The sequence below is a fragment of the Synechococcus sp. YX-04-1 genome (assembly GCF_030546365.1).
Classification (GTDB): domain Bacteria; phylum Cyanobacteriota; class Cyanobacteriia; order PCC-6307; family Cyanobiaceae; genus Parasynechococcus.
Genome location: NZ_JAUONZ010000011.1, coordinates 1 through 11443, shown reverse-complemented (window position 1 = coordinate 11443; position 11443 = coordinate 1). Strand labels below are relative to the sequence as shown.

The window sequence follows — 11443 nt, the reverse complement described above, 5'->3', positions numbered from 1 at the left end:
CCAGGTTAGCCAGAGCCTGATAGGCCCAGTCGGTGGGGTAGACGTCGGAGAATTGGGTGACGCTGGTGACCTGATCAGCGGAAGCCGCGTAATCAGAAACGCCGTTGATGTTCAGCTCGGCGGCATTGGCACCACTGGCGATCAGGCCAAGGGCAGCAGGAGCCACCAGCAGTTGCTGGAAAAGCTTCATTTTGGGTTCTCACACCAAGAGAAAAGTGCCGGCAAGACATGCCAGCGGCTTCACGCTATTGGCGCGAGACAACCATGTCGGTAACAGCAACTCAAGGGTTGTTTATGTATCGGTTAAGACCATTCCTTCATGCTGGAGCCGCATAAAAAAGCTCCCCACCGAAGTGGAGAGCTGAAGAATCTGAAAGGGATAAGGCCCCTGAAGGGGCCTTAAACCAAGGATCAGAACTTGAACTGGGTCTTGACCAGGCCGCTGAAGGCGTTCATGCCATTGGAGTCCTGAGAAGGGAAGGGCTTGCTCAGGTAGGTGATGGCAGGAGTCACGCTGATGTTGTCGGTGACCTGGAACTTGTAGAAGAATTCCCAGGCGTAGCCGGCGCCTTCTTCGACAGCGTCGCCGTCAACAGAAGCGACGAAGGTGGGCTGACCAACGGCCATACCGAAGGAATTGCCTTCGATGAACACGTCGTCCCACTCGAGACCCACGTACCAGGACGCGGTGTAGCCGTCAGTACCGCCGTCGAAGTAGGTAGAACCCACACCGGTGCTGATGGAAGGAATCCAGCCGGAATCTTCAGGAGTCCACCAGGCACTCAGACCCCAGGAGTTGGTCTGACCACCGATACCCGAAGCGATCGCAGCTTGAGGGTTGGCGTTACCGATGTACAGCTTCTCAGCGTTGCCGGAAGCCTTGGTGTAGGCAGCAGCAATACCCCAGTTCTCAGGCGCATAGGCGATCTGAGTGGTGGCGCTGAAGTCGGCACCATCGGTTCCGATACCACCCGTGTTGGGGTTGCTGTCGTTGCCGTTGGTGGAGAGGTAGCTGGTGGCGATGCTGAAGTCGTCGGACTTCCAGTACACGCCAGCACCAGCGCCGAGGGCCAGGTTGTAAGCACCAGGCGCGCCAGCGTAGGTGAAGAAGTCGTACGTCATGGCAGACGGATAGGCGCTAGGCCACACCGGAAGCATGTCGTCCATACGAACCACAGGGCCGCCAACCACGGTGAAATTCTCACCGATGGGGAAGCTGTAGTACATGCGGTTCACGACAACAGCGTTGTCGGAATCGAAGCCGTACTCCTGGGCGAACAGGCCGGTGTAGACGTTGCTCATGTTGCCTGCACGCAGGCGGGTGTAGAGCAGGTCCTTACCGGTGAAGGAGGTCTCCAGGTTCAGCGCCAGGTTGTAGCTGAAGGAGGTGCCACCGTTGGTGGCTTCGAAGGCATCGCTGCCACGGCCGTGAGCCTTAGCGGCACCGAAGACCCAGTCAGCCTTACCTTTCAGCTTGGTGGTAGTGGAGAACTGGGTTGCTTCCAGTTCGCCAACGCGGGCCTCGAGGCCGTCAACGCGACCCTTGAGGATGGCCAGCTCGGTTTCGAATTCCTTGAGCAGACGACGCAGCTCGTCGGTCACTTCAGTAATCCGGTCGAGGCAAGCGTTCAGCAGGGCAGCCGCTTCGTAGCGGGTCATGGCCCGGTTGCCACGGAAGGTGCCGTTGGGGTAACCGGCGACGCAGCCGTAGGTCTCCACCAGGTTGGCCAGAGCCTGATAGGCCCAGTCGGTGGGGTAGACGTCGGAGAATTGGGTGACGCTGGTGACCTGATCAGCGGAAGCCGCGTAATCAGAAACGCCGTTGATGTTCAGCTCGGCGGCATTAGCGCCGGTGGCCAGAAGGCCAAGGGCGGCAGGAGCCACCAGCAGTTGCTGGAAAAGCTTCATTGAATTCCTCACACAGGAAGTAGGCGCAACTACGCCATTTCCAGATTGTGAGGGCTGCTCGCCGACCAACCAACGCTGCCTGTGCCGGTCCTTACATCGACATGTATCAGTCGATACTGTTCTTCTCAAAGCGAGGCCTCTTAAAAACGATGCCCCCGCCCGGAAGTCCGGACGGGGGCTCTCGCCGGGTCCGCTTTTGCCGCGGAACCGGATGATCAGTAGAAGGCGCCGTTCAGCCGGCGTTCTCCGCGATCAGCAGACCCTGAATCAAACAACTGGAAATCATGGACACCTCCTCCTGAAGGATTGTGAATGCCGGCAACGCCTTCGGAATGATGACCACTCCCCGAAGGAAGCATTCACCTCTCCACGCCGCTGCACCCTGAACACCCGGACCATACTCAGTTTTTGAAGTGATGAGGGGCACCCATGCGCTCCGGCTCAGCTCCTGAACCAGCCCCCTGGAGCGCATTGGCAGGGCTCGGCTTGGCCGCCGCCGTTCTGACCCTGATCGGCCTCGGTGATCTCCCCCTGCGGGACTTCGATGAAGCCACCGTGGCCCGGGTGGCCTTCGAACTGCGCCAAGGGCTCGGGGAAGCCCCGTTGCTGCCCACCCTCTGGGACCAGCCTTACCTCAACAAGGCGCCGGGTCTGCACGGTTTGATCGCCCTCGTGATCGGCGCAACAACCAGGCCCGACCAGCTCCCCTCGGAGTGGACGATCCGCCTGGCGCCGGCCTTGCTGTCGTGCCTGGTGGTACCGATTGGGGGCTGGCTGCAATGGGTGCTGCGACCAGGGGATCGCTCCAGCACCCTCGCCACCAGCGTGATCCTGCTGACGCTGTTGCCGGTGGCCCGGCATGGACGTCTGGCCATGCTGGATGGCACCCAGCTGACAGCCATGGCTCTGCTTTGGCTAGCCCTGCTGCAGCTCAACCGCAGCCGATGCAGCGCACTCTGGGGAGCAGTCGCCGGCCTGATGGCCAGCGCCATGCTGCTGCTCAAAGCCCCGCTTCTGGTGCCCGCGGCGGTGGCCGGCGGATTGGCGCTGGCCTGGGGCCAGGAATGGAGAAACTGGCATAACAGGGCTGCAGCCTTGATCGGGATGCTGCTGGGCCTGGCACCGGGGATCGGCTGGCATCTCTGGCATGCCCACATCCGAGGGGGAAAAGCACTCTGGCTCTGGGGCGGTGATGGCGCCGGGCGGGTTCTTCTGGATGCTGGCGAAGGCAGTGATCTGGGCTGGCGGGTCCCGGTGATCGAAGTACTGGAGGGGGGCTGGCCCTGGCTGCCGCTGCTGCCCTTCGCCCTGGTCTGGGCCTGGCGATGGCGTCAGAGCCGCTGGGGGCGTTGGTCTTTGGCCGGCCTGCTCACCCTGGCCGGTGCCATTCTTCCGCTGCGCACCCAGCTCCCCTGGTACAGCCACCCGCTCTGGCTGCCCCTCGCCCTGCTTTGCGCTCCGCTGCTGGCTTGGCTGGTGGAGCAACCCTTTTCCTCTAAGAATGCGCCAGAGAGTCCAAATCCCCCTTGCCGCTGGTTGCTGTTGCAGCTCCCCGCGTTCTGGTGCGGGCTCGGAATGCTGCTCCTGCTGCTTTGGCTAAGCAGCTTCAGCAGCACCGGCAGCAGCCTTGTGCCCTACCGCGGCCTGGCGGGTGTGCTGGGCCTCGGCTGGTGTGGCGGCGGATGGTGGCTGCGCTCTGCCGCACCACAGCGACGACGCCTTGGGTTGATCAGCCTCAGCTGCGGCAATGTGGCAGCGCTGGCCCTGCTGTTTCACTCCCCCCTGTGGTTGTGGGAGCTCAACGAAACCTGGCCCGTGCAACCGGTAGCAGCCTTGGCCAGAGCCAACTCGGGAAGCGAGATCAGGCTGAAGGGGTACGACGAACGTCCCAGCCTCAACTGGTATGCCGAACAACGCATTCAGCGATTCAAAGGTGGCCCAGGTCGCCGGCTCAGCGACAAGCCCCAGGAGGACTGCATCAACGAAGGCCAAGCAGGGCGATGGACCCTGTCCAACTGTCGGTAGCCTGAGCTCGACTGGAGCGCACTGTGTCGTCCACCGCGGAACGTGAAGGACCGATAAGCCACAGCGGCCTGTCCATCGTGCTGCCCACATTCAATGAGGGTGGTTCCATCCGCCAGGTGATCGAATCCCTGCTGCACCTGGGGACGGATCATCCGCTCGAAATCCTGATCGTCGATGACGATTCCCGCGATGGCACCCCTGATCTGGTTCGCGCCCTGGCCCGACAGGACCCAAGGATCCGGATCATCCAACGGGTCGGACGCTCTGGACTGGCCAGCGCCATCAAAGAAGGGCTGATCGCAGCCCTCTATTCCATCGCCGTGGTGATGGACAGCGATGGCCAGCACGAACCTGCCTCCGTTGGCGAGGCCGTACAGCTCCTGGATCGAGAGGGACTGGACCTTGTGGCGGGGAGCCGCTTCCTCGACCACTCCGAAATCCGAGGCCTCAGCGATCGACGCACCGATGGCTCCACACTCGCTAACCGTCTAGCCCGTTGGAGCCTGCCAAGGTCGTACCGGCACCTGAGTGATTGCATGAGCGGCTTCATCGTGCTGCGCCTCGACCGCTGCCTGCCGCTGGTGCGTCAAGTGGATGTGAACGGCTTCAAATTCTTCTACGAACTCCTGGCCATCAGCCGCGGCCGGCTGCAGGTGGGAGAAATTCCGCTGCGTTTTCAGCCAAGGCTGCATGGCAGTTCCAAGCTCGATCTCGCCGTCCTCTGGGACTTCGTCGTGTCCCTGATTCACACCGCAACCCTGCGGCTGCTGCCGCGTCGGGCCATCAGCTTCGGGCTTGTGGGTGCCTCAGGCGTGGTGGTGCAGCTGCTCTCCACAGCACTGCTCATGGGTCTGTTCGGCCTGGCGTTTCAGCAAGCACTTCCGGTGGCCGTGATCACCGCCGCAAGCTCGAACTATCTGGTGAACAACGCACTCACCTTCCGCGACCGACGCCAGAGCGGAAGGCATTTGATCCGGGGGTTGCTGAAGTTCTTGCTGGTGGCCTCCCTGCCGGCCCTTGCCAACGTTGGCCTCGCAACCAGTTTTTACACCCTGATCCAGGCCCATGCGCTCTGGGCCCAACTGGCGGGCATTGTTGTCGTCTACGTCTGGAACTATGCGGCGTCATCCCGCTTTGTCTGGAACAACCCCTAAGCCAGCCTGGCTGCCCATCGGCCTGGGAAGCCTGCTGCGGCTGGTGCAGATCTGGATGCCGGTGCTGGGGGTTCACAGCTGGCGGCAAGCCGACACCGCAGCCATGGCCAGGCATTTCAGCCAGGCAGGAACACCGATCTGGATGCCGCAGATCGACTGGGGCGGTGCGAGTGCAGGCTTCGTCGAGTCGGAATTTCCCCTCTACCCCTTTCTGGTGAGCCGCCTCTACGGCCTGATGGGGGTGCAGGAATGGCTGGGCCGCGGTTTATCAGTGCTCTGCAGCGCACTGACCATCTGGCTGGTGATGCGCCTGGGCAGACGTTGGTTCAACCCCGAAGCCGGTTGGTGGGCGGGCCTGGCCTTTGCCATCGCACCTCTAGCGGTGTATTTCGGGCGCGCCTTCCAGGCCGAAGCTCTGTTGCTGCTGTGTGCTGCGGGGGCCTTGGAGAGCCTGAGCCTTTGGAGTGAGAGACGGTTGCCCTGGGCCCTGGCCCTGAGCTGGGTTTGCTTCACCACCGCTGGCCTGATCAAGGTGATTCCACTGCTCTGGTTGGGGCTACCCCTGCTGATGGTGCAGCTCAGCTCCAACCCTCAAAGGCAGGCCCCACCCCTGCAAACCTGGCCCGGACGCATGCTTCGCCTGCTGGGGCGTCCTGGCTTCTGGCTGTACATCGGCACCAGCCTGATGGCGATCGCCGGCTGGTACTGGCATGCCCATCAACTGGGACAGGCCAGTGGACTGAGCTTCGGGTTCTGGGGATCGGGAGCCGATCGCAGCAGCCTGAGTCTTCTGCTGGACCTCAACGGCTGGATCAATCTGTTGCTGCGGGTGGGCCTGCGGCTTCTGGCGGTGGTAGGGGTGCCGTTCCTGCTGATCGGCCTCGGAGCGAGCTGGCGTAGCGGCGGCGGGCAGATCGCCATCAGCGGCTTGATCGGCGTTCTGCTTTGCACGGCCGCCACGATGCGCTCAAGCACGATCCATGAGTACTACCAGTTGCCGCTGCTGCTGTTCAGCTCGCCACTGATCGGCTTGGGCTGGCAGACCTGGCACCAAACACGTCAGCGCTGGCAGCCTCAACTGTTGCTGAGCCTTGCCCTGGTGGTGAGCCTCACGGTGCTCTCCCTGGATTACTGGGCCGTGGAGCATCGCCAGCGAGACGCATGGATGCCATTGGCCCTCACCATCCGCAGGGATCTGCCCAGCGAGACGCGGATTGTGAGTGTCACCAGCACCGATCCCACCCTGCTCAACCTGGCCCGCCGTCAGGGCTGGCTGATCTCCAGCAAACAACTGACGCCGGAGCGACTGCAGCGCTGGAAAAGTGCTGGAGCCAGCCATCTGGCCGGCAGCTTCGTTTGGGACAAGACCTACCGACCGATGCCGGAACGGCGGCAACAGCTCCTGCGAGAGATGGTGGACGCCAGCCCCCGCGCCTGGGTGGACTCACGCAGCCAGACCTATCTGATTCCGATCGATGACCTCCAGCCCCAGCGCTGACCTCAGGCCAGCGCGCCCGCGGGGCTGTCCCCCGCAGCTGCTGGCGCTATGCGCAGGGCTGGGCCTCCTGCTCTGGGGCATTGCGGCGACACGCCATGGCCTGCTCCAGAGCAATGCCTACGACCTGGGGCTGTTCGATCAATGGGCCTGGCTGATCGGATCGGGAGCGGCACCAATCTCCTCGATGGAACAGGTGCATGTGCTGGCCGACCATGGGGCCTGGATGCTCTATCTAGCCGGTGCGGCCTATCGGATCCTGCCCAGCTTGCATTGGCTCTTGGCCAGTCAGGCCCTGGCCCTGAGTTGCACCGCACTGCCGGTTTGGTGGCTAGCTAAGCAGGCTGGCTTGGGACCTCGGCAGTGCTGGCTGGCCTGCGGCCTCTGGTGGCTGCAACCGGTGGTGTTCAACGCCGCACTGTTCGATTTCCACCCCGAAACATGGGTGATGCCCGCCTTCGCTCTGGCGCTCTGGGCCGAGCGCGAAGGCCGCCCCCGGCTCTGGTTTGGCTTGCTGCTGCTGATGCTGGGCTGCCGCGATGGCCTGGTGCTGATCACAGCAGGCATGGCCGTCGATCTTGCCTGGCGCCGGCGTTGGCGGTGGTGCCTAGCGACGGGAGGCCTCAGCATCGGATGGCTGCTCCTGCTCAGCCGTTGGCTGTACCCACTGCTCCGAGATGGAGAAGGCCCCAAGGCTGCAGGGCGGATGTTCAGCCACTTGAACGGCGGGCCGATCAGCGTTCTCAGTGGCCTGGATTGGGGTGGCGGAGCGGAATATCTGCTGCTGCTTTGCCTGCCCTGCATCGCCTTGTGGCGTCGGGCCTCCCTCAGCACGTTGCTGATCGGGCTGCCCTTGGTGCTGGTGAATCTGCTCTCTGCATCCACCAGCTACCGCACCCTGGTGCATCACTACAGCCTGCCCCTGGCGGTGGTGGCCGTGGTGGCCTGCATCGATGGCCTGCGGGGGCAACCCCAGTCCCAGCGAGGCTTTCCCTGGATGCTGTGCTGGGCCATGGCCTGCTGGCTGATGCTGGCCAAACCCTGGTTCTTCACGGGGCCCTACCTGGGCCGCCTGCCTCAACTCCAAGCCGTTGATGAGGCCCAGGCTCTGATCCAACCGCAGGACGCGGTGCTCACCACCAGTTACCTAGTGCCACAGCTCAGCCAGCGCACCAACATCGGCTTCCCCAAGAAAAAAATGAGTCCATCCCCCACAGCGGGACCCTGGAACGTGCTGCTGCTCAACCCCAATGACCCGGGCTGGGGATCAAGCCGCGAGGTGCAGGAAAGGTTGCTTACTCAAGCCACCGACAAGAACTGGAGCTGCCAGAGCTGGCCAACTGGCCTGGAGCTGTGTCGGGCACCTGCCGCTGCAGAACAACAGCCCCGCCGTGGCAATGCACCAAGCGATAGTCGCCTGATGCCTTGAGCTTCCGCAGTTCCCGCTGAATGCGCTGCTGTTTGTTGCGCGATCCCTTGAACACTGGAGCCAGGGGCGTGTAGTAACCGGGCAGGGCCACAACCCAGTCCACAGGTTGAACGCGTCCCTGGCGATCACGGTATTGAACATGCCGCGGGAAACGAATCGCCGCCTCCCGCTGGGCCAACAACGGCAACAGAGGCGTATCCGCCGCCACGCTGGCATCCGCTGGAATCAGCGCCACCGCCTCCGCAGCCGCCTGGCGACGCTCCAGCATTTGCTGAGGAGACACATAGGTCCAGGGGGAAAAGCTGTCAGGGATCACCGCCGAGAGCGTGCGATGGGGGTTCGCCACCAGCGTGAGCACAAGGCCAAGAGATAGAGCTGCGGTCCAACAGCGGCGCAGCCAGGGCTTCGACCACCCCCCAGGATGGCGTTCCCACCAGAGCACAGCACCGAGATAGAGCCCCGGCACCAAAGCCAGCACATAGCGCAGCGTGACGGACAAGGCCGATCGCCCCTGGGAGAGCAAGGCAATCAACAGCGGAGCCAGCATCAGCAGAACGGCATCCACCGAGAGCAGGGGCACCAGAACCAGCGGCAAACTCAACGCCAGCACGAAGCCAAGGGTGGCCCCCGGCGGCGACACCAGCGCCTCGAGCAACGCAAAAGGTTGGCGCAGCATGGTCCACAGCACAGCAACCGTTCCCCCCGACGGGTCGTCCACCAGATGGCCGAACTTCTCCTTCAAGAAGCGATCCGATAAGGAGGAATCCACCATCGGTTGAATCCAACCGGTGACCAGCACGACCCAGGCGAAGGACACAAGCATCAGCAAGGCTCCGGTGATGCGTTGGTCGGGACGACGCACCAGGGCCCAGAGCCCAAGGGAAAACAACAACAACCCACTGTCTTCTCGCACCAACAGCAACAGGGCACCAAACAGCCATACCCGCCAACGGCAACCGTCGAGAAGACCTCCCACCACCAGAAACGCCAACAAGGGCAGCCAAACCAGATCGTGAAAGTTCTCGAGGGCGGGGCCAATCACCGCGCCACTGAGGAAGTAGGCAAGGGTGATTCGCTCAGCCAAGGGCCGCGGAAGTCGGGCATCGGCCAATCTCCACAGCACCAGACCCGCGCCAGCGAGCAGCCCCACCTGAAGCAAAGGAAGCGCCCACATCCCAAACACAGCCACCAGGGGTGCCATCAATACGGTTAAGGCGTTGGCGTGCTGCCCCAGGTGCAAGTAATCGATGGACGGGAGACCATCACCGGCCACCACCGCCCCCGACAACACCGATGAGAGGCTGCTTTCAAAGGGCCGCCCCTGCGCAGTCGCCCAGAGCTCCTGCAGAAACAGGGCTTGGTCATAGGTTGCGCTCAGGCTGAACAGCCGCCAGGCCTGAAGCGCAAAACAGATCAGGGCAAACAGACCCGCCATCGCCAACACCTTGCGTGGCCACCGGGTTGTGGAGGGCGCATCAATGCCGGTGGGTCGACGCATGCAGCCGTCCTTGAAGGATTTTGGGCAGGTTACGGAGGGTCCTGGACGGGGCCAAGCAGCACGCGCGTGCGCAACAACAACAGATAGATGGAGCCGTACAGCACCAGCTCACCCCACTCCTGATCCCGATTGAGGATCAGATCGGAGAATGTGCGCGTGGCAATGCAAAACGCGAGTGCAGACACCGCCAGGAACAACGGCCAGCTGTAGACAGCTGGAGTGAGGGCCCGGGTCACAACCGCCATCGATTCAGAACAGTTGGTTGTGAGAGCTCGCATCCAACGAGGTGCCAGAACCACGACAGCCAAAACCCCAAGGGTCGCCAAGAAGGTGCCCACATCCAGTCGATCCTGAAACCAACCGATGTTGTGCAGGGTCGTCTCGTTCTGCGCGTTGATCTCGTTCAACAAGGGCGGGGTCCGCCAACTGAAGATCACCTGCCCCCAGGCGAGCTCCTCCATCAAGACCAGGACCAGACATACGGCGCCGAACTGGAACAAGCGCCCGGGTCGGCGTTCCTGCAAACGCGCATTCAAATCGGAGCCGATCAACCAGGTCGCCCGGGTGGCGAGCAGCAGGACCAGCACTTGGCTCCACTCCACCAAGCCACCCTCACCAAACACCAAATTTTTGTAGGCGTCACGGTCCGGCGAGCCGGTCTTCAAGCCCACAACCAGCAGAACCACAAGCGCCAACAGACCCCACACCGCTCGGGTGCGGCTCTGATGGGCCCATGGATCGGCAACCGACAGCAACCGCAACAGCCCCTGGGAACGGGTTGCCCAGACCGCCAGTCCCGTGCTCACCCCAGCCAAGACGCCCCAACCGAGATCAGGGTTGGAACCACCAGAGACAGACATCACCAGCTGCACGGCCACCGTCAACAAAGACGCACCCGCAACCACCACGAACAATGCAGCGATGGCGGTCTTGAGGGCGCAACCCCGTGTGTAGATCACAGCCACCAACCCGTCCCTTGCGCGAAGCGCAGGTTAAGCAGAGGTTTAGAACCGGAGTCTGAGACCGGGGTTCATCCTCCGCACAAGCCAACCGTGATTCAGCAATCCACTGCAGCGGATCCAAGCCAGATCGGAATCATCCCCCTCACGCCAAAATCGATCCGCAACCTGCTGACGGCCATCACCGCAGGGCTTTTGGTGGCCCACAGCGTCGTGCAAATGGGCATTTACGGCTTCGGGGCGGAGAAGCATTGGCTGGACAGCCTCAACATGGACAGGGAGCTCAACCTGCCCACCCTGTTCAGCAGCACGCTGTTGCTGATGGCTGCCCTGTTGATGCGACGACTGGGGCAAAGCAGCGATCGCATCGCGGCCCAAGGCTGGCGTTTGCTGTCGAAGATTTTCATCTTTCTGGCACTCGACGAAGCCCTTCAGATCCACGAGATCCTGATCATTCCAGGGCTTAGGCACCAGGTGCACCCAGCTCTGGCATCCACCTGGGTGGTGCCCTACGCCGTTCTCGCCCTCATCCTGCTGTGGCGCTTTCGCCGCTTCCTCAGCTCGCTCTCCCGAGCAACGGCATCACGGTTGCTGCGATCAGGTGCCGTCTACATCGGCGGCGCCATCGGCATGGAGATGATCGGCAGCTTTGCCGTTCGATCCAGCCTGATCCGCCTGCATAGCCCCTGGTATGGCGCCATCACAGGCTTGGAGGAAGCATTGGAGCTGCTGGGCATCATTTTGCTGATCGATGCACTGTTGCGAGCGCTGCTCGATCAACGCAACAGCATTGATCTCACCTTGCGCCTGGGCGCTGATTCAGACGAAAACTGAAAAAAAAACCGCCCTGCTGGGCGGTTGAAGGAAACATCGAACCTGAGATCAGAGGGCATTGCCGCGGGGCAGAACCTCTTCAGGGAAGACGAAGTTTTCGTGCGGCTGGTCAGCCGGTGCCATCCAGGCACGCAGACCTTC

7 protein-coding genes and 3 pseudogenes are annotated in these 11443 nt (G+C 62.5%); 5 read left to right on the top strand and 5 right to left on the bottom strand.

Going from position 1 to position 11443, the window contains the following annotated elements:
* Window positions 1–190, bottom strand: a pseudogene (locus Q3Y53_RS12940) (porin); the annotation flags it as partial.
* A 221-nt stretch (window positions 191–411) separates the two neighbouring features.
* The gene (locus tag Q3Y53_RS12935; RefSeq protein ID WP_226426043.1) at window positions 412–1908 is read right to left on the bottom strand and encodes an iron uptake porin; all 1497 of its coding nucleotides are present in this window, start codon (window positions 1906–1908) and stop codon (window positions 412–414) included.
* A gap of 429 nt (window positions 1909–2337) precedes the next feature.
* Here Q3Y53_RS12935 and Q3Y53_RS12930 point away from each other — a divergent pair, with 429 nt between their 5' ends.
* The 4 genes from Q3Y53_RS12930 to Q3Y53_RS12915 are packed head-to-tail and all read left to right on the top strand — an operon-like array spanning window position 2338 to window position 8011.
* Window positions 2338–3933: a glycosyltransferase family 39 protein gene (locus Q3Y53_RS12930; protein WP_303536773.1), complete on the top strand. Its 1596-nt coding sequence runs from the start codon at window positions 2338–2340 to the stop codon at window positions 3931–3933.
* Between the two features lie 23 nt (window positions 3934–3956).
* A complete protein-coding gene (locus Q3Y53_RS12925; protein WP_303536771.1) occupies window positions 3957–5087 on the top strand; it encodes a glycosyltransferase family 2 protein in 1131 nt (376 codons plus the stop codon).
* A complete protein-coding gene (locus Q3Y53_RS12920) occupies window positions 5050–6585 on the top strand; it encodes a glycosyltransferase family 39 protein (protein WP_303536769.1) in 1536 nt (511 codons plus the stop codon). Before Q3Y53_RS12925 ends, Q3Y53_RS12920 begins: the two co-directional genes overlap by 38 nt.
* Window positions 6563–8011, top strand: coding sequence for a DUF2079 domain-containing protein (locus Q3Y53_RS12915; protein WP_303536767.1), 1449 nt, complete (start codon window positions 6563–6565; stop codon window positions 8009–8011). The genes Q3Y53_RS12920 and Q3Y53_RS12915 overlap by 23 nt, the downstream gene beginning before the upstream one ends.
* 7 nt (window positions 8012–8018) lie before the next feature.
* Here the strand turns inward: Q3Y53_RS12915 and Q3Y53_RS12910 are convergent.
* Window positions 8019–9446: pseudogene (locus tag Q3Y53_RS12910) on the bottom strand (DUF2079 domain-containing protein); the annotation flags it as partial.
* A 92-nt stretch (window positions 9447–9538) separates the two neighbouring features.
* Window positions 9539–10474, bottom strand: coding sequence for a hypothetical protein (locus Q3Y53_RS12905; protein WP_303536765.1), 936 nt, complete (start codon window positions 10472–10474; stop codon window positions 9539–9541).
* An 87-nt stretch (window positions 10475–10561) separates the two neighbouring features.
* Here Q3Y53_RS12905 and Q3Y53_RS12900 point away from each other — a divergent pair, with 87 nt between their 5' ends.
* Window positions 10562–11302, top strand: a complete 741-nt coding sequence (locus Q3Y53_RS12900) for a hypothetical protein (RefSeq protein ID WP_303536763.1) — start codon at window positions 10562–10564, stop codon at window positions 11300–11302.
* Window positions 11303–11350: 48 nt separating this feature from the next.
* Here Q3Y53_RS12900 and Q3Y53_RS13150 read toward each other — a convergent pair.
* Window positions 11351–11443 (bottom strand): annotated as a pseudogene (locus Q3Y53_RS13150) (photosystem II protein D2); the annotation flags it as partial.